We start from the raw sequence: 22,435 nt of genomic DNA on the forward strand, positions 1-22,435 counted from the left end.
CGGCGTCTACCGCCCCTCCCCCAGAATCAGGTGATTGCCATGAAGCTCCTTCACATCGACGCCAGCGTGCTTGGCGAAAACTCGGTCTCCCGCCAGCTCTCCGCCGCCGTGGTCCAGCAGTGGCGCGACCAGGTCCCGGGCCTGGAGGTGAGCTACCGCGACCTCGACGCCCAGCCGGTCCCGCACCTGCGCAGCTCGTCCCTGGCCCAGTCCGACCCGGCCGAAGTGGCCGACGCCGAGCAGGTGCTGGAGCAGTTCCTGGCGGCCGACGTGGTTGTCATCGGCTCCCCAATGTACAACTTCAGCGTCGCCTCCACCCTCAAGGCGTGGATTGACCGCCTGGCCGTGGCCGGGCGCACCTTCAAGTACACCGAGAACGGCCCGGTGGGCCTGGCCGGCGGCAAGCGCGTGATCGTGGCCAGCAGCCGCGGCGGCCTGCACACCGGCGCCCCGACCGATTTCCAGGATCCGTACCTGCGCCAGGTCTTCGCCTTCTTCGGCATCGACAACGTCGAGTTCGTACGGGCCGAGGGCATCGCCTACTCGCCGCAGCACCGCACCGATGCGATTGCCCAGGCCCTGGCGGCGCTGCCGCAGCCGGAAGAACTCGCCGCAGCCTGAGCCACGCGCGACCCACACCGTTCCCTCCCCCTCGTCGTGACGGTGTGGGTGTGGCAGAGATGGCCCCTCCTGGGGCCATCTTTTTTTTGGACGCGGCTCCGCCTTTACTGGAGTTCGCAGTCCCGCGTCACCGGCGATCCGAGGATCATGCCGTTGCCCGTGCAGGCCACAGTCACAGCCTCGCCTTTGCCGAGCGCGCCGGCCGCCTCCCTTGAGAGCCCGGAGATCATCACCTGCTCGACGCTTCCGGCCTTCAGCAGCACCTGCGGTTCATCCATCAGGTCGGTCTGGATCGTGGCTACTTCGCCGGTGATCAGCAGCCGCTTGCCTTTGTAGAGGACGTCGGCGGCGACCTCATTGGCCTCGTAGTCCCGATAGAGCTGGCGCGCCGTGATGTCGACAGGCGCGACGGGCGCGATGGCCATGTCCTGCTGGCTGCCCTTGTCCGCGGGAGCCTTGGCATCGAGGGCCGGCTGGCTGATCGCGCTGACGGTGCCGGCGAACACCACGACGCCCACGAGGTAGACCACCGGGGAGGCGACGAGGGACAGCAGGAGCTGGGCGATGCCTTTGCCGGCGCCGCCCTTGGCCATCGCCACGACGGCCAGGATGAAGGCCACCAGATTGAGCGGCCAGCCGAGGAAGAGCCCGAGCCCCGGGAACGGGATCAGGAAGCACAGCCAGGCGATGCCCAGCATCAGCCATGCAGCGATGCCGGCGGGATTGGAGGATGGGAGGGGTGCAGCCGCTGTGTTCACCGGGCGTCCTGTGGAAGTAGAGGTCGGTGCCCAGCCTGTTCGCTGTGTGCCGCAGGAAATGGGCGTCGATCACACCGCTACGTGCGGGCCGTGCGAGCCGCCACCGGATGCTCAATCCGCGAAGCCCTGTGCCTGCCCTCTCTGCGGCCCTCTACGCCGACTTCCGCCCACTCGGCCGTCAACTTCTCCTACATTTCATCAAGGCGCTTTCTGATCTGCCTCTCTTCCTTTCTGGAAGCCGCACCGATGACGCAATCAACGCTGCAGCGTCGCGGGAATGGCCGCTAAGCTGGGGGCCCTTTGCACACAGCTGATTCCGCATGGATTACCGCGTCGTCCAGACCCACCGCAGCGAGTTCCCCCACCCGATCACCCTGCAGCCAGGCGACGCGCTGCAGGTCGGCGAGCGCTATCAGGGGCCCGAAGGCTGGGACAACTGGTATCTGTGCGAGACACCGGGCCAGGCCGCAGGCTGGGTACCGGCGCAGGTGATCGGCAGGAACGCGCAGGGCGATGCGATGGCGGCCGAGGCCTACTGTGCGCGCGAGCTGGATGTCGACGTGGGCCAGCACGTGCGAGGTGAGCGCGTGCTCAACAGCTGGGTGTGGTGCGAGGTGGTCGGCGGCACGTCGTCTGGCTGGGTGCCGCTGGGCGTGCTGACGCCGATGACGGACGGGTAGAGCCACCCCATGGGTGGCTGCCGTACCGGTCATGCATCACCTGCAGCCACCCATGGGGTGGCTCTACCGGGGCACCAACAAAAAACCCGCCTTTCGGCGGGTTTTTTTCCATGCGTCACGGCGCTGGATCAGCCGATGACGTCCAGCCCGCCCATGTAGGGCTTCAACACGTCCGGCACGGTGATGCTGCCGTCGGCGTTCTGGTAGTTCTCCATCACCGCGATCATCGCGCGGCCGACCGCCACGCCGGAGCCGTTGAGCGTATGCAGCAGCTCGGGCTTGCTGGTCTCCGGGTTGCGCCAGCGGGCCTGCATGCGACGGGCCTGGAAATCACCGCAGTTGGAGCACGACGAGATCTCGCGGTAGGTGTCCTGCGAGGGCAGCCACACTTCCAGGTCATAGGTCTTGATGGCCGAGAAGCCCATGTCGCCGGTGCACAGCAGCACCTTGCGGTACGGCAGGCCAAGCTTTTCCAGCACGACTTCCGCACAGCGGGTCATGCGCTGGTGCTCTTCATCGCTCTGCGCCGGGGCGCACGCGGCGACCAGTTCCACCTTCTCGAACTGGTGCTGGCGGATCATGCCGCGCACGTCGCGGCCACCGCTGCCGGCTTCGGCACGGAAGCAGAGCGAATGGGCGGTCATGCGCAGCGGCAGCTGCTCGGCGTCGATGATCTCATCGCGCACGATGTTGGTCAGCGGCACTTCCGAAGTCGGGATCAGGTAGCGCGTGGATTCGCCCACGGCGGTCTTGAACAGGTCGTCCTCGAACTTCGGCAGCTGGCTGGTGCCACGCAGTGACTCGGCATTGACCAGGGCGGGCACGTTGGTTTCTTCATAGCCGTGCTCGCCGGTGTGCAGATCGAGCATGAACTGCGCCAGCGCGCGGTGCAGGCGCGCGATCGGGCCGCGCAGCACGGTGAAGCGCGAGCCGGACAGCTTGGCCGCGGTCTCGCCATCCAGCCAGCGGTTGCGGGCGCCGAGCTCGACGTGATCCAGCACCGGGAAATCGAACGCACGCGGGGTGCCCCAGCGCTTCTGTTCGACATTGTCCGATTCATCCTGCCCGGCCGGTACATCCTCGGCCGGCAGGTTCGGGATGCCCAGCGCGATCGCTTCGATCTTCTCGCGCAGCGCATCCAGGGCCACTTCCGAGGCCTTCAGCTCATCGGCGAACGCGGCCACTTCGGCCATGATCGCCGAGACGTCCTCGCCCTTGGCCTTGGCCTGGCCGATGGCCTTGGAACGGCTGTTGCGCAGGCTCTGCAGCTCCTGGGTACGCACCTGGATGCGCTTGCGATCGGCCTCCAGCGACTCCAGCCCGGAGACATCCAGCTCGAAACCGCGCGAGGAGCGCAGGCGTTCGGCAAGGTCGGCGGGCTGTTGGCGGAGCAGGGCTGGATCGAGCATGGCGGCAGAGGGGTCGACGGGTACGGAGGGGGATTATCGCCTGTTATGCGTTTTTCTGCCGCCGGTTCATCCCGGGCGTGGCAGAATCGCGGTGATCCATACGGTATGCCCCATGTCTGCTTCCCGCTCGACTTCTGGCAAGAACATCACCTTCCAGCTGCCCCGCCGCAGCCTCCTGATCGCCGCGATCGCATTCGGCGCAGGCCTGCTGCTGTTCCTGGTGGTATGGCTGAGCAGCCGCAACAACGACTTCTACAAGGCCGACCCGGCCGCGCAGACCCCCGCCCAGGTGGCCGAGGTGGTGCCGCTGCCCGAGCCGTTGGCCGCTGCCGCCGGCTCCAGCGACATGCCCGACGCCAAGGCCCCGCCGGTCAACGAGGAAAAGCCGCAGCTGGTGGAGACCGCGCCGCCCCCGCCGCCGGTCGCCCCCGCTGCACCCACCGCACCGGCAGCCCCGAACGCGATGGCACCGAGCGATCGTCCGCAGCCGATCGCCGACCAGTCGCCGCCACCGAGCTATCCGCCCGCTGCATTGCGCCGCGGTGATCGCGGCACCGTGGTGGTACGCGTGGATGTGGATGCGACGGGTTATCCCTCGGCAGTCACGTTGATCCAGCGCAGCGGTTCACGCGATCTTGACCGCGCGGCCTCCGACGCGGTGCGCCGGTGGCGCTTCCAGCCGGCGCAGAACAACGGCGTACCAGTGCCTGGCAGCCTGGAAGTGCCCTTCGACTTCACGCCGCAGTGATGCATCGCCGCGTCACGCGGCGATTTTGCAACGGCTCAGCAAACTGAACCTCGATGGGAATGCAGTCATCGCGTTGACGGTGCGCTGACACATCCGCAACCGGGTACGGGCAAGACTGCAGGTGTCACATCGACACCAGGAGTCAGCCATGAGTGTTACCCATGCCCCGGACATGCCCCGCTCGCCGCAGCATCAGCGCGACGTGATCGATGAGCCCCATAACCGCCGCACGTCGCCCTGGTTGTGGGTCGCGTTGATCGTGGCGATGTTCGCCGCCGCGCTGGTGTGGCTGCGCTATGCCACCCCCGGCGATACCAACGATGCACCGGTGGGCCAGCGCATGTTGCCGGCCAGCGACACCGCGCCCGTCGCGACGACGCCCTCCCCGGCGGCACGCCAGGCCGCACCGGCCGCCGATCAGCGCAAGGCGACGCCGGCCGTGCGCAACCGCGAGGCCCGTCCGCTGGCAAGCAACGTGAAGCCGGCCTATCCGCGTACTGCCCTGCGCAGCGGCGTGGAGGGCAGCGTGGTGGCCAGCCTCAACGTGGATACCCGCGGCCAGGTGACCGAAGCCAACATCGTTCAGCGCAGCGGCACGCGTGACCGCGACCTGGATCGCGCGGTGCTGACCACCGTGCGCGACTGGAAGTTCGAGCCGGCGATGCACAACGGCCGCGCCGTCGCCAGCGTGGTTCGCGTGCCGGTGGATTTCCGCACCGAGCGCTGACCTGATGCGCTGAGGCGGGAACGAAAAGGGAGGCCAATGGCCTCCCTTTTTTGTTCTGCGAAGCACCGCGTCCGCGAGGTCAAGGTAGTGCCGGGCGCTGCCCGGCAACCACGCATACCCGACATCTGGACGCAGCAGCCCGGCAGAACCCGGCGCTACCTCAGCCGGCGCGAAGCCCAAAACCCGCACCGGTCGCCAGGCCATCGAAATCCGGGAAGGACGTCGCCACGTTGGCGATGTCATTGACCCGCACTTCGCCGCTGCAGAGCTGGCCGGCAATCGCGAAGGCCATCGCGATGCGGTGGTCGCCGTGGCTTTCGATGGTGCCGCTGCCCAGCACCCCGCCACCGTGGATGGTCGCGCCGTCCTCGGTTTCGTCCACCTGCACGCCCAGCGTGCGCAGGCCGGTCGCCATCGCGGCAAGACGATCCGACTCCTTGACCCGCAGTTCGGCCGCACCGCGCACCACGGTGTTGCCCTGCGCGGCTGCAGCAGCCACGAACAACGCCGGGAACTCGTCGATCATGTCCGGCACCAGCGCTTCGGGAATCTCGGCGCCGTGCAGCGGCGCATGCCGCACCACCAGATCAGCCACCGCTTCCCCACCCTGCTCGGCATGGTTCTCTTCGGTGATATCGGCCCCCATCAGCCGCAGCGCGGCCAGCAGGCCGGTGCGGCGCGGGTTGAGGCCCACCGCACGCAGGCGCAGCGCGGAGCCTGGAATCACGCTCGCGGCCACCAGGAAGAACGCCGCCGAGGAGAAATCGGCCGGCACCACGATATCGGTCGGGCGCAGGCGCTGGCCGCCACGCAGGCGGGCCTTGCCCGGCGAGAACTCGATGTCCACGCCGAACGCGCGCAGCATGCGCTCGCTGTAATCGCGGGTCGGGTGCGGCTCAGTGACCGAGGTTTCGCCGTCGGCATAGAGACCGGCCAGCAGCACCGCGGATTTGACCTGCGCGCTCGCCACCGGGGAGGCGAATGCAATACCGCGCAGCGCTTGGCCACCGTGCACCCGCAGCGGCGGCGTGCCGTCGGCCTCGGTGTCGATCTTCGCGCCCATCTCGGCCAGCGGTCCGGTCACGCGGCGCATCGGACGGCGCGACAGCGACTCATCGCCGACCATCACCGAATCGAAGGACTGTGCAGCCAGCAGGCCCGCCAGCAGACGCATGCCGGTGCCGGCGTTGCCGCAGTCCAGCGGGGCGCTCGGCGCCTTCAGTCCATCCACGCCGACGCCATGCACGACGCGCTGCGAGGGCGACGGGGTGTCGATGCGCACGCCCATCTGCGCGAAGATCGCCGCCGTGGCGCGGGTGTCTTCGCCTTCCAGGAAACCGTCAATGCGCGAGACGCCATCGGCCAGCGCGGCGAACATCACCGAGCGGTGCGAGACGGACTTGTCGCCGGGAATGGTCAGGCTGCCCTGCAGGGGCTGGCCCTTGTGGGCGATCCAGTACGGAGAAGCGGTCATCGGAAATCCTGTGGGGCGGGCCGCCGCGGCGGCGATGCAACGGAGTGCGGGAGGGGCCGCAGCGCCCGGAGGGGCGCCGGACCGGGCGCAGCGCGCGAAGCGGCTGCGCCATTCGGATCAGGGCACGGCGACCGGATAGGAGCCGAGAATCTTGATCTGTGCCGAGTGGGCTTTCAGTTCGGCCAGGGCCGCCTGCATCGCCTCGTCCTCGACATGGCCAGCCAGATCGATGAAGAAGCCATATTCCCACTTGGCGTTGTGCGACGGACGCGACTCGATCCGGTTCATGCTGATGCCATGCCGCGCGAACGGACTGAGCACATCGAACAGCGCACCGGGCTTGTCGTGGATGAACACCAGCACCGAGGTGCGGTCGTGGCCGGAGGTCGGGAAGATGTTGCGGCCGATGACCAGGAAGCGCGTGGTGTTGTCCGCGTCGTTCTGGATCGGCTTGGTCACTACCTTCTTCAGGCCGTACACATGCCCGGCGCTCTCGCCACCGATGGCGGCGGCATCTTCGGCGTTGCGGGCGCGGCGTGCGCCCTCGGCGTTGCTGGAGACCGGAATCTTCTCGGCCTTCGGCAGATTGGCGCGAAGCCACGAAGAGGTCTGCATGAACGACTGCGGGTGACCGTACACGCGCTCGACATCCTCCAGCCGGCCACTGCGCGACATCAGATACTGCTGCACGCGCAGCTCCACTTCACCGCAGATCTTCAGGTTGGAGGTCAGGAACATGTCCAGCGTGATCTGGATCGTGCCCTGCCCCGAGTTTTCCACCGGCACCACGCCGAAATCGGCGTTGCCCGCTTCCACTTCCTGGAAGACCTCTTCGATGCTGGCCAACGGCAGGCCCAGCGCGGAGCGGCCGAAATGCTTGAGCACCGCCTGCTGGCTGAAAGTACCTTCCGGACCGAGGTAACCGATCTTCAGCGGTTCCTGCTGGGCCAGGCAGGCGGACATGATTTCCCGGTAGACGTGGACCAGTACTTCATCGCTGAGCGGGCCTTCGTTGCGGTCCACCACCATGCGCAGCACCTGCGCTTCGCGCTCGGGGCGGTAGTAATCCACGGCCGCGGCGAGCTTGCCCTTGGCCTTGCCGACCTGGTGGGCGAAGTTGGCGCGTTCGGCGATCAGCGCCTGGATGCTGCGGTCGATATGGTCGATCTTGGCGCGCACGTCCGACAGCACGGGCGCGGCAACGGCCGGCGCAGCATCGCGCTTGGTGGCCTTGGCCTTCTTCGCGGGGGCAGCAGCCTTGGGCGGGGTCGGCGCCGGCGTGGCGGCCTTGGGCTTGGCGGGTTTGGTGGCCATCTGGGGGTTCCGGTGCAGTGGGGCGGCGAGCGCCCCGGGGAAAACGAATGCGTCAGCCGTTGCGCTGCTGGAAATCGCGCATGAAGGCGGCCAGCGCCTGCGCGCCCTCCACCGGCATGGCGTTGTACAGCGAAGCACGGATGCCGCCGACCGCCTTGTGACCCTTCAGCGCCAGCAGGCCGGCGGCTTTGGATTCACTGACGAAACGCGCGTTGAGCGCCTCGTCGGGCAGGAAGAACGGGATGTTCATGCGCGAGCGTGCGGCCGGGACGACTTCATTGCGGTAGAAGCCGCCGGACTGGTCGATCGCCTCGTAGATCAGGCCCGACTTGACCGCGTTGCGGCGGGCGAATTCTTCCACGCCACCTTCGGCCAGCATCCACTGGAACACCAGCCCGGCCAGGTACCAGTTCCAGGTCGGCGGCGTGTTGAGCATGGAGTCGCGGGCAACGTGCGAGCGGTAATCGAAGATGTCCGCACGCGGCTGGCCAGTGCGCTCGAGCAGGTCGCGGCGCACGATCACCACCGACACGCCGACCGGGCCGAGGTTCTTCTGCGCGCCGGCGTAGATCAGGCCGTATCTGCTGACATCCAGCGGCTCGCTGGCGATCGAGGAGCTGAAATCGGCGAACAGCGGCACGTCACCCACGTCCGGGGTATCACGGAACTCGACCCCGTGGATGGTTTCGTTGGCGGTGATGTGCACGTAGGCCGCGTCATCGGAGAGCTGCCAGCCGGCGCGCGCCGGGATGTCGTGGAAGCCGTTGGCCTCGCTGCTCGCGGCGACATTAACCGTGACATAGGGGCTGACCTGCTTGATCGCGGTCTTGCCCCAGTGCCCGGTGAGCACGTAATCCACGGTCTGGCCGGGCTGGGCGAAGTTGAGCGCGAGCAGGGCCTGCTGGGTGGTCGCGCCACCGGCCAGGAACAGCACCGCGTAGTCGTCCGGGATGCCGATCAGGCGGCGCAGATCGGCCTCGGCCTGGGCGGCGACGGCCATGAACTCCGGGCCGCGATGGCTCATTTCGACAATGGAGGCGCCCGCGCCGTTCCACTCCAACATCTCTTCCTGCGCCTGGCGCAGGACCGATTCCGGCAGGGTTGCAGGGCCGGCACTGAAATTGAACGCGCGCGTCATGTCACACCTATGGGGCAAGACCCCTAGTATGCCGCAGCGCACCAGCCTTTAGGCCTTGCAGGACAAGGCGAATTTGGTTGCAAACGAATCTATCCAGGGCCCGGCTGTCTGCCAGAGCCACCGCCATATGTCTGGAGGCGAGCCCCCTGAGTCAGGGGGCGCCGCGGCGGGGTCTGGAAGCAATGTCACGCGGGGGCCCGTGGTTTGCGTAGCAAATCACGGGGCGTCAGCGCGGATGCGATGACGTTTACCGCGCCCCGAACCAGAGCAGACCACTGATCGCGGCCGCCAGCAGCAGTGCACTGGCCAGCAGCCACGGCCAGCGACTCACGCGCTTGGGCGCAGCGACCGGTTCCGGGCGCTGGCGTGCTTCGAAGCCATCGTCCTCTTCCTCGATCACGATGCGCTTGCGGCCGTCGTGCGGCACTTCGAGCACGAAGCGGTGCTGGGCATCGAAGACCAGCTGGTCGCCGGGCTGCAGCCAGCAATGGCGAACCGTGACGCCGTTGACCCGCGTGGACTCGCCTGCGCCCAGGTCGCGCAGCAGCAGGCGCTCGCCGTGCTGTTCCAGGCGCGCGTGCTGCTCGGCGAAGGCCGGGTCGTCGATGACGATGTCCGCCTCGGGCCCGCGCCCGATCACGCGCGGGCGGTCGAGGGTGAAACTGCGCCCGTGGTGCTGGCCGCCGACCCCGCGCAGCAGGCGCTGGTCGTCGCCGCCATCGTCGCTGCGCGGCGGCGCATGGACCAGCGCCTCGCAATCGCCCTGCACCACCATCTCCACGCCATCGGCGTAGACGGCGTCGCCGGCGCGCAGCAGCGCCATCCGGCGCACGGGGCGGCCGTTGACGTGGATGCCACGGATGCCGTTGGCCACCTGCAGCCACAGGCCACGGTCGTCCAGGCAGAACTGGGCCAGCAGCAGGGTGCCGGGGGTGTCATCGCCAAGCCGGACGGTGCCCGAAGCATGACGCACGATGCGCTGCACCCCGGGCCGCAGCGGCTGATCGGGGTGTTGGCGTTGAGTGAAGTGAACTAGCAGGTTCTGCACGCGGCGCAGCCTAGCAGGTTGAATGTCAGGGAAGAAGAAGTGTGACGCAGACCTTGGAGTTGTGCCTGAGGATGCGCACAATGCACGCCCAAATCCGCGCTGTTGTCCGCCAGGAGTCCGCATGTCCAGCATTGATATCCGTCATCCCCATTCCCTGCCCGCTGAAAATGCGCGCCAGGCCATCGAAGACGTCGCCGCTAAATTGTCCGAGCGTTTCGGCCTGCAATCGAACTGGGTCGGCGACGTGCTGAACTTCAGCGGCTCCGGCGTGGACGGCGAGATCGCCCTGCAGCCCGGCCAGGTGCAGGTCACCGCCAAGCTCGGCTTCCTGCTGTCGGCGATGAAGGGCATGGTGGAGAGCGAGATCCAGCGCGTGCTCAAGGAAAAGCTCGGCTGAACCGACGCCCGGCCCGGCGTCGCACAGGCGCCGGCCATCACATCGCTTGAAGCCGGCGATGCATACGATCCAGGGGTGTCCACCCAAGGGATCGCCCCATGAATTCACCCAACGACTTCGACGATCGCATCCCCGGCGAGAAGCCCTCGCTGCAGGATCAGGCGGAGCGCTTCTCGCGCAAGCTGACCGATTCGGCCCAGCAGATCTGGCTGGCGGGCCTGGGCGCCTTCGGGCGTGCGCAGGCCGAAGGCAGCCGCGTCTTCGACAACCTGGTCAAGGAAGGCGAGAACATCGAGGCCCGCAACCGCGAGCAGACCGGCGATGCGCCGCGCTGGCGCGACAATGTCGAGGAGCACCTCGGCGAGGCCCGCGAGAAGGCCAGCGGCACCTGGGACAAGGTCGAGAAGGCCTTCGATGACCGGGTCCAGGGCGTGCTCAAACGCCTGCACATCCCGACCGCCGAGGATGTCGCCGCGCTCAATGCCCGCATCGATGCGCTGAACACCCGGGTCAACCGGGCCGAGGCCCGCAATGCCTCGCCGTCCGGCGCACCGTCCCCGGGCACCCACCAGTCGCCCACCTCCGACGCCTGATCCCTGGATTGTTGCAAAGCAGCAGAACTTTGTTGACAATCGAAACCGACCCGCCAATCGCTTCCACCGCCGTTTGTTCCCTCCCCTCACGGCTCTGGATTGGCGGGTTTTTTGTGGGCGGCCGGTGGGCGGGTCGGCGTAAAGTGAGACGGCCGTCACTGACGTGATCGCCGGATGCGAAACGCCGCGGAAACGACGCGCCGCAGACGTCCAAAGGCGCATATAAACTGTCTGTCGCACTTCCCTGTTCATATCCCCCTGCATGCTCTCCTGGATCCTGGCCCTGCTGTTGGCCCTCATCGTCTGGTTCGTGGCCACGGCCTACTTCTGGCTGATCAAACGGAAGCGCAAGGAGACCCAGCTCGGCCTGAATGCCCTGGCCGGCATGCACTGGCGCGAGTTTTCCCTGATCGTGCGGCGTGCGATGCACGAGCAGCGGGGCCTGCAGGACGTGCCCGACGAGGCCGCCGACAGCCGCGAACCGCGCAGCGATTTCCTGATGCACGATGGCCCGCAACGCTGGCTGCTGTCGTGCAAGCACGGCCGCGCCTACCGGATCGGCACGGCGGCGGTGAACGAGCTGGGCGCCGCCGCGCGCCTGGCCGGTGCCCGTGGCGGGATCCTGATCACCGAGGGCAAGGTAGAACGCGACGGGCGCATCGCCGCTGAAAAGCAGGGGGTCGAGGTGCTCGACGGCCCGTTGCTGTGGCCGCTGCTGAAGCCTTACCTGCCGGGCGACATGGAAGCCCGGGTCGAGGCCGGTGCCCGCGGCGAGGCCATCCGCCGTATCTCGATCGCAGCGCTGGGGGCGGTGACGCTGGGCCTGCTGGTCGGGCTGGGCTCGCTGACCGCCGGGCTGGAAAAGGAGTGGGCAGCCACAGCCCCCGCACCGGGCGTCGCCCAGCCCACCGCGGCGGCGACGACAGCCCCGCCAGCGCCTGGGGCCACTGAAGACCGCGCCGCCGATAACGCCGCGCCAGCAATGGACGCCAACCCGGACGACGCCACGCTGGACCGCTATCAGCAGGAACTGTCACGTAAAGTCGCGACCCGCCCCGGCGTGGCCAGCGGCATCTGGCTGACCCGGCAGACGCTGGCGATCAACCGCACCGGCGAGATCGACACGATCTGGCCGCTGATCTGCGAGGAAGTGGTCCGCTATCCGGCGCTGCGCACCGTGCGCATCCAGCTCAACCCGCGCCCCGGCGTGGATGAGCCGGTCCGCTGGCGGCAGTGCACGACGCTGTAAGGCTCAGCGCGCGCCCGGCGAGAACCGGGCGACCAGATCGTAGGCATCGCCCAGGAACATCTGCCGCACGCAGGTGATCGGCTGCTCGCCGCGCCAGGTGAGGCGGTCGATGACCAGGCACGCCGTGCCGGGTTTGACCTGCAGCAGCGTCGCTGCCGCGTCATCGGCGCCCCAGGCGCTGATCCGGTGCTGGGCGCGCGTCCACGAGACGTTCTGCAGCAGCCAGCTGCCCGGCGCCGTCGTCTCGAAGTCCACCGCCAGCACCTCCGGCACGCCGACCGGGCTGATCAGGCGGTGCTCCAGCGCCAGCGGCCGGCCATCGGCCAGATGCAGGCAGCGGATCGCCAGCAGCTTCTCGCCGCCGGCCAATGTGGTTTCCTCGGCCACCTGCTCACGCGGGCGCCGGTAGGCACGCTCGAGCAGCTGGTACCCGTAGACATGGCCACGCGCTTCCACCGCCATCGCGATGTCGGGGATTTCCAGCGCGACCTGTTCCAGGTGGGGCGGCTGGCGCGCGACGAACGAGCCCGCACGGCGGCGGCGCTCGATCATGCCGCTCTCAGCCAGCGCGGTCAGCACCTTGTTCACGGTCATCCGCGAGCAGCCGTACTGCTCCATCAGCTCGTGCTCGTAGGGGATGCGGAAGCCAGGCTCCCACTGTCCACTGAGGATGCGGCTTTCCAGATCAGCACGGATGCGCTGATTGAGGGTTGCTGCTTTCTTGCCCGTCACTCTGGATTCCTGCATGGGAGGGTCGGATCAGACCCCCAACAACGGTCGAAGTGCCGCGGCGAACCGTGCGGCCACCGTCTCGCGTTGCGGGTGGCGACCGTCACGGACCAACTGGCGCCCTTGGCGCCACACCGATCGCACGGCGCCATTACGTGCGGCGAACACCCAGCTGTCAAGCAAGGCATCGCCGTCGCGGGCGATCAGCGCCGGGTGGTCCGGATCGAGTTCGACCAGGTCGGCCGGCGCGCCGGCCTGCAGCCCGGTGCTCACGCCCAGGGCCTGCGCAGCACCGTTCAACGACTGCTCGTACAGCCAGCGGCCGGTGGACTGACCATCGCCCGGGGCCAGCACGTTGCGGCCTTGCAGCTGCAGGCGCTGGCCGTACTCGAGCAGGCGCAGTTCTTCGGCCGCGTCGATCAGCACGTTGGAGTCCGAGCCCACGCCGAACCGGCCACCGGCACGCGCGAAGGCCTGCATCGGGAACAGCCCGTCGCCCAGGTTCGCCTCGGTGATCGGGCACAGACCGGCCACCGCACGGCTGGCCACGATCTGCTGCATCTCCGCGTCGGTGATGTGGGTGGCATGGACCAGGCACCAGCGCGCATCCACCGGGGCGTGCTCGTACAGCCACTGCACCGGGCGCATGCCGCTCCAGGCCACGCAGGCATCGACCTCGCGGGTCTGTTCGGCGATGTGGATGTGGACGGGCCCCTGGTTGAGCGGCAGCAGCGCCGACAGCTCCTCGCCGGTCACCGCGCGCAGGCTGTGCGGGGCGAAACCGAGCACCGCATCGTCCTGGCCCTGCAGCGCGCGCGTGCAGCCCTGCAGCAGTTCAGCAAAACCGTCGACGTCGTGGATCAAACGGCGCTGGGCCGGGTTCGGCGCAGCGCCACCGAAATCGGCATGCGCGTAGAACACCGGCAACAAGGTCAGGCCGATGCCGCTTGAGTGGGCAGCGGCGGCGATGCGTTCGGCCATCTCGGCGCGGTTGGCATACGGCACTCCATCCGGCCCGTGGTGCAGGTAATGGAACTCACCGACCCGGGTGAAGCCGGATTCCAGCATTTCCACATAGGCCTGCTCGGCGATCGCCTGCATGGCTTCGGGCTGCAGATGCGCCAGGAAGCGGTACATCAGCTCGCGCCAGCTCCAGAAGCTGTCGCCGCTGTTGCCGCCGATCTCGGTCAGCCCGGCCATGCCGCGCTGGAAGGCGTGGCTGTGCAGGTTGCCCAGGCCCGGCAGCGCGATCGCCAGCGCGGTATCGCCCGGCTCGGCCGACGCACCTTCGGTCACCTCGATGAGCGCGCCGCCCTGGCTGAGGATGCGTACATCGCGCGCCCAGCCGTGTGGCAGCAGCGCGCGGGCAGCGTGAAAATGAAGGATCGGTGCGGGGTTGGCTGGCATCACTGGACATCCCGGAAGAGGCGCCTATATTGTATAGACATATACACCGATGTGGTTGCTGCCATGCACTGTGACACCCTCTGGTACCACGCCAACCTGATCACCGTCGACGGCCCGGGCCTGGGCGTGATCGAGGAGGGCGTCATCGCCGCCACCGATGGTCGCATCGTGCATGTCGGGGCGGCCGGCTCGGCCGATCATCTGCAGCCGGCCCAGCGCATCGACTGCGCCGGGCGCTGGATCAGCCCCGGCCTGATCGACTGCCACACCCATCTGGTCTATGCCGGCAACCGTGCCGGCGAGTTCGAGCAGCGCCTGCAAGGGGTGAGCTATGCCGACATCGCCCGCGCCGGCGGCGGCATCGTCTCCACCGTGCGCGCCACCCGCGCCGCCAGCGAGGCCGACCTGCTCGCCGCCAGCCTGCCCCGGCTCGACGCCATGCTGGCCGAAGGCATCACCACACTCGAGATCAAATCCGGTTACGGGCTGACCCTGGCCGATGAGACCAAGCAGCTGCAGGTCGCGCGCGAGCTGGGCCGCCGGCGCGCGGTCGAGATCGTGCCGACCTTCCTCGGCGCGCACGCGATTCCGCCGGGCCGCGAGGCGCAGGAGTACATCGACGAGGTCTGCAACGTCATGATTCCGGCCGTTGCGGCCGCCGGACTGGCCGAAGCGGTGGACGTGTTCTGCGAGAACATCGCCTTCAGCGCCGCGCAGGCCGAGCAGGTCTTCGTCGCCGCGCAGCAGCACGGACTGGCGATCAAGATCCACGCCGAGCAGCTCAGCAACCAGCACGGTGCTGCCCTGGCGGCGCGCCACGGTGCCCTGTCGGCCGACCATATCGAACACCTCGACGCCGACGGCATCGCCGCGATGCGCAGCGCCGGCACCGTGGCGGTGCTGCTGCCGGGCGCGTTCTACTTCACCCGCGACACCACCCTGCCCCCGATCCCCGCACTGCGCGCGGCCGGGGTGGCACTGGCACTGGCCACCGATTCCAACCCGGGCACGTCGCCGCTGACCAGCCCGCTGCTGGCGATGAACATGGCCGCCACCCTGTTCCGCATGACCGTGGACGAATGCATCGCCGGGTTCACCCGCGAAGCGGCGCGTGCACTGGGCCGGCAGGACCGGATCGGCCGGCTGGCGGTCGGCCTGGACTGCAACCTCGTCCTGTGGGACATCGAGGCCCCCGCCGACCTTGTCTACCGCATGGGCTTCAACCCCCTGCACGCCCGCGTGATGCGCGGCCAACCCGCATGAACCCTGTGATGTCTGGAGATTCCATGAGCACTACCCTGACCCTGCACCCCGGCGCCGTGACCCTGGCGCAATGGCGCGCCATCCACGATGGCGCGCGGGTGCGGCTGGACCCGGCCTCGGCCGCGGCCGTGCTGCGCAGTGCGCAGACGGTGGCCGACATCGTCGCCAAGGGCGCGCCGGTGTATGGCATCAACACCGGCTTCGGCAAGCTGGCCAGCGTGCGCATCGAGCGCGAGGATCTGGAAACCCTGCAGCGCAATATCGTGCTCTCGCATGCGGCCGGCGTCGGCGAGCCGATGCCGGCCCCCGTGGTGCGCCTGATGATGGCGCTGAAGCTGGCCAGCCTGGCCCAGGGCGCCTCGGGTATCCGCCCGCAGACGCTGGCCCTGCTGGAAGCGTTCCTGCAGCACGACTTCATTCCGGTCATTCCGTGCCAGGGCTCGGTCGGCGCTTCGGGCGACCTGGCCCCGCTCTCGCACCTGGCGAGCGTGATGATCGGTGTCGGCGAAGCCTTCGTCGATGGCGAGCGCCTGCCGGCTGCCGAGGCGTTGGCCAAGGTCGGCCTGGCCCCGCTGGTGCTCGGCGCGAAGGAAGGCCTGGCGCTGCTCAACGGCACCCAGTACTCCACCGCCTACGCACTGGCCGGCCTGTTCGCGATCGACACCGTGTTCCGTGCGGCGCTGGTCACCGGCGCGCTCTCGGTGGAAGCGGCCAAGGGCTCGGACACGCCGTTCGACCCGCGCATCCACAGCATCCGTGGCCAGCGCGGGCAGATCGCCACCGCCGCCGCGCTGCGCACCCTGATGCAGGGCTCGGCGATCCGCGAATCGCACCGCGACAACGACGTGCGCGTGCAGGATCCGTATTGCCTGCGCTGCCAGCCGCAGGTGATGGGCGCCGCGTTCGACGTGATGCGCCAGGCGGCCACCACGCTGGCGATCGAAGCCAACGGCGTCTCCGACAATCCGCTGGTGTTCACCGATACCAACGAGGCGCTGAGCGGCGGCAACTTCCACGCCGAGCCGGTCGCCTTCGCGGCGGACATGCTGGCGATGGCCGTGTGCGAGATCGGCTCGATCAGCGAGCGCCGTACCGCGATGCTGGTCGACCCGGCACTGTCCGGCCTGCCGGCGTTCCTCACCCCGAAGCCCGGCCTCAACTCCGGCTTCATGATTCCGCAGGTCACCGCCGCTGCGCTGGTCTCGGAAAACAAGCAGCGCGCCTATCCGGCCAGCGTCGACTCGATCCCGACCTCGGCCAACCAGGAAGACCACGTCTCGATGGCCGCACACGGTGCGCGCCGCCTGATGGCGATGGCCGAGAACGCCGCCAACGTGATCGGCATCGAGCTGCTCGCCGCCGCGCAGGGCTGCGATTTCCACGCCCCGCTGCGCTCCAGCAACGCGCTGGAAGCAGTCCGCCAGCGCCTGCGCGCGCAGGTGCCGACGCTGGAGGACGACCGCTATTTCCATCCGGACATGGTCGCCGCCACCCACCTGGTGCGCAGCGGCGTGCTCGCTGAAGGCCTCGGCGACATCCTGCCGCCCCTGGAGCCGCTGTCATGACCGCGCACCCGGACTGGCTGCAGATCCACCGCGGCGACGTGCCGTTGATCGTCAGCTTCCCGCATACCGGCACCGAACTTCCGGATGCACTGGCCTCGCAGTTCCTGTCGCCGTGGCTGGCCCGCCGCGACGCCGACTGGTGGGTGCACGAGCTGTATGCCTTCGCGCAGCAGATGGGCGCCACCACGGTGCGCACGGCGGTGTCGCGCTCGGTCATCGACGTCAATCGCGACCCCAGCGGCACCTCGCTGTATCCGGGCCAGAACACCACCGGCCTGTGCCCGCTGACCACCTTCGACAACCAGCCGCTGTACCGCGATGGCCACGGTCCGGACGAGGCCGAGATCGCGCGCCGCCGCGACACCTGGTTCGTGCCGTACCACGATGCGCTCGCCGCGGAGATCGCGCGTTTGCGCGCCGAGCACGGCACCGTGGTGGTGTACGACGCGCACTCGATCCGCTCGCACATCCCGCACCTGTTCGATGGCCAGCTGCCGCAGTTCAACCTCGGCACCAACGGCGATACCACCTGCGACAACGCGTTGACCGACGTCGTCGACAACCTGTGCGCGATGAGCGGCATGAGCCATGTGCGCAACGGCCGCTTCAAGGGCGGCTACATCACCCGCCATTACAGCGACATCCCGGGCGGCGTGCACACGCTGCAGATGGAGCTGGCCTGCCGCGGCTACATGCACGAGCCCGAGGCCGTGGATGAGCACAGCTGGCCCACGCCATTGGATCCCGATCACGCCGCCCCGCTGCGCGCCACGCTGCAGCAGGTGCTCGATGCCTGTCTCGACTTCGCTACGTCCCGGAGTGCTGCATGACCCGTCTCGATTCCACCCGCACCATCCTCGCCCCGACCGGCACCACGCTGACCTGCAAGAGCTGGCTGACCGAAGCCCCGCTGCGCATGCTGATGAACAACCTGCACCCGGACGTGGCCGAGCGCCCGCAGGAGCTGGTGGTCTACGGCGGCATCGGCCGCGCCGCGCGCGACTGGGAGAGCTACGACAAGATCATCGAGACCCTGCAGCGGCTCGAGGATGACCAGACCCTGCTGGTGCAGTCCGGCAAGCCGGTCGGCGTGTTCCGCACCCACGTCGATGCCCCGCGCGTGCTGATCGCCAACTCCAATCTGGTGCCGCGCTGGGCCAACTGGGACCACTTCAACGAGCTCGACAAGAAGGGCCTGGCGATGTACGGCCAGATGACCGCGGGCAGCTGGATCTACATCGGCGCGCAGGGCATCGTGCAGGGCACTTACGAGACCTTCGTGGAAATGGGCCGCCAGCACTACAACGGCAGCCTGGCCGGCAAATGGCTGTTCACCGGTGGCCTGGGCGGCATGGGCGGCGCGCAGCCACTGGCCGCGGTGATGGCCGGGGCTTCCTGCCTCGCGGTGGAATGCCGCAAGAGCAGCATCGAGATGCGCCTGCGCACCGGGTATCTCGACACCTGGACCGATGACCTCGACGAAGCGCTGCGCCTGATCGAGGAATCCTGCACTGCGAAAAAGCCGCTCTCGGTCGGCCTGCTCGGCAACGTTGCCGACGTGCTCGACGAGTTGCTGATCCGCGGCGTGAAGCCGGACCTGCTGACCGACCAGACCTCCGCGCACGACCCGGTCAACGGTTATCTGCCGCAGGGCTGGACGGTGGAAGAATGGGACGCCAAGCGCGTCTCCGCACCGAAGGAAGTGGAAGCCGCCGCGCGCGCGTCGATGGCCAACCACATCCGCGCCATGCTCGGCTTCCACTCGCTCGGCGTACCGACGGTGGACTACGGCAACAACCTGCGCCAGATGGCGCTGGAAGAAGGCGTGGAAGATGCATTTGACTTCCCCGGCTTCGTGCCCGCCTACATCCGCCCGCTGTTCTGCCGCGGCATCGGCCCGTTCCGCTGGGCCGCACTCAGCGGCGATCCGGAGGACATCGCCAAGACCGATGCCAAGGTCAAGGAACTGATCCCGGACAACCCGCACCTGCATCGCTGGCTCGACATGGCCGCCGAGAAGATCAAGTTCCAGGGCCTGCCCGCGCGCATCTGCTGGGTCGGCCTGGGCGATCGCGATCGACTCGGCCTGGCCTTCAACGAGATGGTCGCCAATGGCGAACTGAAGGCGCCGGTGGTGATCGGCCGCGACCATCTGGATTCGGGCAGCGTCGCCTCGCCCAACCGCGAAACCGAGGCCATGCAGGACGGCTCCGATGCCGTCTCCGACTGGCCGCTGCTCAACGCCCTGCTCAACACCGCCAGCGGTGCCACCTGGGTGTCGCTGCATCATGGCGGCGGCGTCGGCATGGGCTTCTCGCAGCATGCCGGCATGGTCATCGTCTGCGATGGCACCGAGGCCGCGGCCAAGCGCATCGCGCGCGTGCTGTGGAACGACCCGGCCACGGGGGTGATGCGGCATGCCGATGCGGGGTATGAGATCGCGGTGGACTGTGCGAAGGAGAAGGGGCTGGATCTGCCTGGGATTCTGGGCTGATCCGGGAGGGCCCCGGCTCACGGCCGCGGCCCACACCTCAAGGTGGTGCCGGCCGCTGGCCGGCAACCACGCAATGATGGGTCTCACGCCACGGGATCGCGTAGATCCTGGCGTGCCGGCCAGCGGCCGGCACTACGGACATCCCGCCGTCGGCGTTCGTCACCCATACGCCCCACAAGGGTGACGAACACCCCCACACCCTGTTAACTTGCGCGCCCCACATGAAGTTGACAGGGTGTCGCGCCAACACGCGCCCTGTCGACACTGATAGCGCGCACGAATGACTGTCCTCCCGAATCGCTCCACCGCCCCTGCCCTGTCCCTGCTCGCCGCCGCCCTGCTGGCCAGCCTTGCCGCCACCGACACCGCCCGCGCCGCCCCTGCTGGCCAGGCCGTCACCCTGGACGCGGTCAACGTCACCGCCGCCGATGCCACCGAGGCTGCGCGCCGCGCACTCGACCGGGTGCCCGGCGCAGGCAACGTCGTCGATATGACCCAGGTCGGCCAAGGCCGCGTCGCCGGTACCGCCGATGTGCTGGCCTACCAGCCCGGCATCAGCGCGCAGAGCGCCGGCAATGAAGGCGTCAAGGTCTCCGTCCGCGGCTCGGGCCTCAACCGCGCGCCGGGTGCGCATGCCTCCGGCCTGTCGGTCTCGCTGGATGGCCTGCCGCTGACCGGCCCGGGTGGCACGCCGTACGAACTGCTGGAGCCGCTGTGGCTGAGCCGCGTCGAGGTCCTGCGCGGTGCCAACGGGTTCGAGCGCGGTGCCCTGGCGCTGGGCGGTGCGATCAACTACATCACCCGCAGCGGGCGCGATACACCCGGGCTGGAGCTGCACTACGAAGCCGGCGCACGCGGTTACCAGAAGCGCGGGATCAGCATCGGCGGCGTGCACGACGCTGTCGACTATTTCCTGGCCTACACCGATACCGAGTACGACGGCTATCAGCAGCACGCGGCCGGCAAGGGCAAAGGTGCGGTGGCCAACCTCGGCTGGCAGCTCACCCCGGATCTCGAAACGCGCTTCTTGCTGCGCTACCGCGAAACCGATCACGAAACCCCGGGGCGCCTGACCCGCGCGCAGATTCGCAACGATCCACGCGCGGCGAATCCAGCCAACCTGGCGATCGACGCGCGCCGCCCGCAGCCGGGCAGCACCTGGATCGGCAACACCACGACCTACACCATCGATGACGATTCGTCGCTGCAGGCCGGCCTCGTCTATCACACGTACCCGATGGACTTGAACGAGAGCCTGTACCGCCAGCAACTGGACTACGCCAACCTCAACGGCACGCTCGACTACCGCCGCCGGCACGCGCTGTTCGGGCATGACAGCGTGACCACGATCGGCCTGCGCGTCACCCACGATCTGGATGCCAACGTGCGCGAGACCCTGCGCTTCGCCAGCAACGGGTACGCGGCCGGCACGCACACACGCGACTTTGAGCATTACGGCACCGACAGCGTGCTGCACGTCGGCAATGATCTGGCGCTGAGCGACACGCTGCGCCTGCAGACCGGGCTGGCGTTGATCCACACCCGCCGCGATGTGCAGGTCACCTGGCCGGCGACGCCGGAGAAACTGTCCGAGCGCCAGTGGGACTACGCGCCGCGGCTGGGCTTCACCTGGCAGCAGACGCCGCAGACGCAATGGTTCGGCAACCTCAGCCGCTCGGTGGAACCGGCGCATCCGTGGTCGATGATCTGGGGATCGAACCAGTACTTCGCCGCCGGCAATGGCGCCTCCACCGGCCGCCAACGCGCGCCGGTGAATCTGGACAACCAGACCGCAACCACGCTGGAACTCGGCGCGCGCGGCGACAGCGCACTCGGCCGCTGGGAGCTGACCGGCTACTACGCGCGCCTCAACCACGAACTGCTCACCGTGGAAGTGCAGCCGGTGCCGAACCTGTTCATCGCCGAATCCAACGCCAGCCCGACCGTACACCGTGGCATCGAAGCCGGCCTGGACAGTGCGCTGTGGCAGGGCGTCAGCGGGCGGCTGTCATTGCGCCAGGCCTACACCTTCAGCGACTTCCGCTACCGCAATGATGCACGCTTCGGTAGCAACCGCCTGCCCGGCCTGCCGCGCCACTACTACCAGGCCGAGCTGCGCTACGACCACCCGGCCGGCTTCTACGCCGGGCTGAACACCGAGTACGCGTCGAAAGTGTTCGTCGACTATGCCAACAGCATGGCCGCCGACAGCCACGTGATCTTCGGCACCCGCATCGGCTACGACGCCCCCGGTGGCCGCTGGCAGGTCTGGGCGGAACTGCGCAACCTGACCGACCGCCACTACGCCGCCACGGTGACCCCGGGCTACGACGATGCGGGCAAGGATGTCGCGCGGTCGACGCCGGGTGACGGCCGCGGTGTGTATGCCGGGGTGCGCTGGCGCTTTGACTGAGCGCCTCGGGCCGTGCGGCGCCTCACACCACCCCACCAAGCTGGAACGTCGGCAGGTACAACCCGAACAAGGTCAGCAGCGTACCGCCCAGCATCGACAGCATGCCAAGCGCGGCGGCCAGGTGCCAGCGATAGCGACCGCCCGGGCCGCGAAACCATTGCAGCAGGACGAGCGCGGGGCCGATCCAGATCCAGCCATACCCGTGGATCAGGACACGGGTGATCCACGGCAGCCCCACGCCGAAGCTACTGAATATCTCCTGGAACTGCGGAACCACGAAGCGCCCGGTGGCGGTCACCACGATCGCGGTCAGGCCACTGCTCAACAGGCCGACCGCCAGCAGGCCGTATCCCCGGGAAGCGACGGGAAGCGGGGCCCGCGCGGTGACCGAATAAGGGTTGTTCATCC

At 68.4% G+C, this 22,435-nt stretch carries 21 protein-coding genes; 12 read left to right on the plus strand and 9 right to left on the minus strand.

From position 1 onward, the window contains the following. Positions 1–39: 39 nt before the first annotated feature. Positions 40–621, plus strand: coding sequence for an NAD(P)H-dependent oxidoreductase (locus tag ABE424_RS05220; RefSeq protein WP_319206945.1), 582 nt, complete (start codon positions 40–42; stop codon positions 619–621). A gap of 104 nt (positions 622–725) precedes the next feature. On the opposite strand, the gene ABE424_RS05225 is transcribed toward ABE424_RS05220, so the two are convergent. Beyond that, the gene (locus ABE424_RS05225; protein WP_346491977.1) at positions 726–1,319 is read right to left on the minus strand and encodes a hypothetical protein; all 594 of its coding nucleotides are present in this window, start codon (positions 1,317–1,319) and stop codon (positions 726–728) included. A gap of 380 nt (positions 1,320–1,699) precedes the next feature. Between ABE424_RS05225 and ABE424_RS05230 the strand changes: the two genes are divergently transcribed. After that, positions 1,700–2,059, plus strand: a complete 360-nt coding sequence (locus ABE424_RS05230; RefSeq protein WP_346491976.1) for an SH3 domain-containing protein — start codon at positions 1,700–1,702, stop codon at positions 2,057–2,059. A 128-nt stretch (positions 2,060–2,187) separates the two neighbouring features. On the opposite strand, the gene serS is transcribed toward ABE424_RS05230, so the two are convergent. Then, on the minus strand, positions 2,188–3,468 hold the full coding sequence (serS, locus tag ABE424_RS05235; RefSeq protein WP_346491975.1) for a serine--tRNA ligase: 1,281 nt from the start codon (positions 3,466–3,468) through the stop codon (positions 2,188–2,190). Positions 3,469–3,580: 112 nt separating this feature from the next. Between serS and ABE424_RS05240 the strand changes: the two genes are divergently transcribed. Together ABE424_RS05240 and ABE424_RS05245 are read left to right on the plus strand one after the other, a co-directional pair. Continuing rightward, positions 3,581–4,216, plus strand: a complete 636-nt coding sequence (locus tag ABE424_RS05240; RefSeq protein WP_346491974.1) for an energy transducer TonB — start codon at positions 3,581–3,583, stop codon at positions 4,214–4,216. Positions 4,217–4,364: 148 nt separating this feature from the next. Beyond that, positions 4,365–4,943 carry an energy transducer TonB gene (locus ABE424_RS05245; RefSeq protein WP_346491973.1) on the plus strand — a complete coding sequence of 193 codons (579 nt, stop codon included), beginning with the start codon at positions 4,365–4,367 and terminating at the stop codon, positions 4,941–4,943. A gap of 160 nt (positions 4,944–5,103) precedes the next feature. On the opposite strand, the gene aroA is transcribed toward ABE424_RS05245, so the two are convergent. The 4 genes from aroA to ABE424_RS05265 form a co-directional block, all read right to left on the minus strand. Then, complete coding sequence (aroA, locus tag ABE424_RS05250; RefSeq protein WP_346491972.1) at positions 5,104–6,417, minus strand: 3-phosphoshikimate 1-carboxyvinyltransferase; 1,314 nt, start codon at positions 6,415–6,417, stop codon at positions 5,104–5,106. A 117-nt stretch (positions 6,418–6,534) separates the two neighbouring features. Continuing rightward, positions 6,535–7,731, minus strand: coding sequence for a prephenate dehydratase (gene pheA, locus ABE424_RS05255; RefSeq protein ID WP_346491971.1), 1,197 nt, complete (start codon positions 7,729–7,731; stop codon positions 6,535–6,537). A gap of 52 nt (positions 7,732–7,783) precedes the next feature. Next, entirely contained in the window at positions 7,784–8,869 is a 1,086-nt protein-coding gene (serC, locus tag ABE424_RS05260) for a 3-phosphoserine/phosphohydroxythreonine transaminase (protein WP_176988513.1), read from the minus strand. A gap of 247 nt (positions 8,870–9,116) precedes the next feature. Beyond that, positions 9,117–9,917: an FHA domain-containing protein gene (locus tag ABE424_RS05265; protein ID WP_346491970.1), complete on the minus strand. Its 801-nt coding sequence runs from the start codon at positions 9,915–9,917 to the stop codon at positions 9,117–9,119. 121 nt (positions 9,918–10,038) lie between these two features. On the opposite strand from ABE424_RS05265, the gene ABE424_RS05270 reads away from it, so the two are divergent. The 3 genes from ABE424_RS05270 to ABE424_RS05280 all read left to right on the plus strand — a co-directional run bounded on the left by ABE424_RS05270 (position 10,039) and on the right by ABE424_RS05280 (position 12,156). After that, a complete protein-coding gene (locus tag ABE424_RS05270; protein ID WP_176988511.1) occupies positions 10,039–10,314 on the plus strand; it encodes a polyhydroxyalkanoic acid system family protein in 276 nt (91 codons plus the stop codon). 98 nt (positions 10,315–10,412) lie between these two features. Continuing rightward, on the plus strand, positions 10,413–10,907 hold the full coding sequence (locus tag ABE424_RS05275; RefSeq protein WP_176988510.1) for a phasin family protein: 495 nt from the start codon (positions 10,413–10,415) through the stop codon (positions 10,905–10,907). Positions 10,908–11,169: 262 nt separating this feature from the next. Next, positions 11,170–12,156 (plus strand): restriction endonuclease, encoded by a 987-nt coding sequence (locus tag ABE424_RS05280; protein ID WP_346491969.1) that lies wholly within the window; start codon positions 11,170–11,172, stop codon positions 12,154–12,156. A gap of 3 nt (positions 12,157–12,159) precedes the next feature. Here the strand turns inward: ABE424_RS05280 and hutC are convergent, their stop codons facing one another. Further along, complete coding sequence (hutC, locus tag ABE424_RS05285) at positions 12,160–12,888, minus strand: histidine utilization repressor (protein WP_319206916.1); 729 nt, start codon at positions 12,886–12,888, stop codon at positions 12,160–12,162. Between the two features lie 27 nt (positions 12,889–12,915). After that, positions 12,916–14,292 carry a formimidoylglutamate deiminase gene (locus ABE424_RS05290; protein ID WP_346491968.1) on the minus strand — a complete coding sequence of 459 codons (1,377 nt, stop codon included), beginning with the start codon at positions 14,290–14,292 and terminating at the stop codon, positions 12,916–12,918. 63 nt (positions 14,293–14,355) lie between these two features. Between ABE424_RS05290 and hutI the strand changes: the two genes are divergently transcribed. The 5 genes from hutI (at position 14,356) to ABE424_RS05315 (ending at position 22,027) form a co-directional block, all read left to right on the plus strand. Further along, entirely contained in the window at positions 14,356–15,555 is a 1,200-nt protein-coding gene (gene hutI, locus ABE424_RS05295; protein ID WP_346491967.1) for an imidazolonepropionase, read from the plus strand. Positions 15,556–15,578: 23 nt separating this feature from the next. Further along, on the plus strand, positions 15,579–17,120 hold the full coding sequence (gene hutH / locus ABE424_RS05300) for a histidine ammonia-lyase (RefSeq protein ID WP_319206910.1): 1,542 nt from the start codon (positions 15,579–15,581) through the stop codon (positions 17,118–17,120). Beyond that, positions 17,117–17,950 (plus strand): N-formylglutamate deformylase, encoded by an 834-nt coding sequence (gene hutG / locus ABE424_RS05305; RefSeq protein ID WP_346489504.1) that lies wholly within the window; start codon positions 17,117–17,119, stop codon positions 17,948–17,950. The genes hutH and hutG overlap by 4 nt, the downstream gene beginning before the upstream one ends. Next, a complete protein-coding gene (gene hutU, locus ABE424_RS05310) occupies positions 17,947–19,614 on the plus strand; it encodes a urocanate hydratase (RefSeq protein ID WP_346491966.1) in 1,668 nt (555 codons plus the stop codon). The genes hutG and hutU overlap by 4 nt, the downstream gene beginning before the upstream one ends. Before the next feature lie 280 nt (positions 19,615–19,894). Next, a complete protein-coding gene (locus ABE424_RS05315; RefSeq protein WP_346491965.1) occupies positions 19,895–22,027 on the plus strand; it encodes a TonB-dependent receptor in 2,133 nt (710 codons plus the stop codon). Positions 22,028–22,049: 22 nt separating this feature from the next. On the opposite strand, the gene ABE424_RS05320 is transcribed toward ABE424_RS05315, so the two are convergent. Beyond that, positions 22,050–22,433 (minus strand): hypothetical protein, encoded by a 384-nt coding sequence (locus ABE424_RS05320; protein ID WP_346491964.1) that lies wholly within the window; start codon positions 22,431–22,433, stop codon positions 22,050–22,052. Positions 22,434–22,435: the final 2 nt, after the last annotated feature.

Origin of the sequence: Stenotrophomonas sp. TWI1149, from assembly GCF_039673155.1 — a bacterium.
GTDB lineage: Bacteria > Pseudomonadota > Gammaproteobacteria > Xanthomonadales > Xanthomonadaceae > Stenotrophomonas > Stenotrophomonas maltophilia_AA.

Bases quoted from the DNA above. Each gene is read 5' to 3' on its own strand.
- ABE424_RS05315 (WP_346491965.1), top strand. From the start codon at position 19,895: ATGACTGTCCTCCCGAATCGCTCCACCGCCCCTGCCCTGTCCCTGCTC.
- ABE424_RS05270 (WP_176988511.1), top strand. From the start codon at position 10,039: ATGTCCAGCATTGATATCCGTCATCCCCATTCCCTGCCCGCTGAAAAT.
- ABE424_RS05275 (WP_176988510.1), top strand. From the start codon at position 10,413: ATGAATTCACCCAACGACTTCGACGATCGCATCCCCGGCGAGAAGCCC.
- ABE424_RS05225 (WP_346491977.1), bottom strand. From the start codon at position 1,319: ATGCTGGGCATCGCCTGGCTGTGCTTCCTGATCCCGTTCCCGGGGCTC.
- serS (WP_346491975.1), bottom strand. From the start codon at position 3,468: ATGCTCGATCCAGCCCTGCTCCGCCAACAGCCCGCCGACCTTGCCGAA.
- ABE424_RS05320 (WP_346491964.1), bottom strand. From the start codon at position 22,433: ATGAACAACCCTTATTCGGTCACCGCGCGGGCCCCGCTTCCCGTCGCT.
- serC (WP_176988513.1), bottom strand. From the start codon at position 8,869: ATGACGCGCGCGTTCAATTTCAGTGCCGGCCCTGCAACCCTGCCGGAA.
- ABE424_RS05280 (WP_346491969.1), top strand. From the start codon at position 11,170: ATGCTCTCCTGGATCCTGGCCCTGCTGTTGGCCCTCATCGTCTGGTTC.
- hutH (WP_319206910.1), top strand. From the start codon at position 15,579: ATGAGCACTACCCTGACCCTGCACCCCGGCGCCGTGACCCTGGCGCAA.
- pheA (WP_346491971.1), bottom strand. From the start codon at position 7,731: ATGGCCACCAAACCCGCCAAGCCCAAGGCCGCCACGCCGGCGCCGACC.
- hutU (WP_346491966.1), top strand. From the start codon at position 17,947: ATGACCCGTCTCGATTCCACCCGCACCATCCTCGCCCCGACCGGCACC.
- ABE424_RS05290 (WP_346491968.1), bottom strand. From the start codon at position 14,292: ATGCCAGCCAACCCCGCACCGATCCTTCATTTTCACGCTGCCCGCGCG.
- aroA (WP_346491972.1), bottom strand. From the start codon at position 6,417: ATGACCGCTTCTCCGTACTGGATCGCCCACAAGGGCCAGCCCCTGCAG.
- hutI (WP_346491967.1), top strand. From the start codon at position 14,356: ATGCACTGTGACACCCTCTGGTACCACGCCAACCTGATCACCGTCGAC.
- ABE424_RS05240 (WP_346491974.1), top strand. From the start codon at position 3,581: ATGTCTGCTTCCCGCTCGACTTCTGGCAAGAACATCACCTTCCAGCTG.
- hutG (WP_346489504.1), top strand. From the start codon at position 17,117: ATGACCGCGCACCCGGACTGGCTGCAGATCCACCGCGGCGACGTGCCG.
- ABE424_RS05230 (WP_346491976.1), top strand. From the start codon at position 1,700: ATGGATTACCGCGTCGTCCAGACCCACCGCAGCGAGTTCCCCCACCCG.
- ABE424_RS05220 (WP_319206945.1), top strand. From the start codon at position 40: ATGAAGCTCCTTCACATCGACGCCAGCGTGCTTGGCGAAAACTCGGTC.
- ABE424_RS05245 (WP_346491973.1), top strand. From the start codon at position 4,365: ATGAGTGTTACCCATGCCCCGGACATGCCCCGCTCGCCGCAGCATCAG.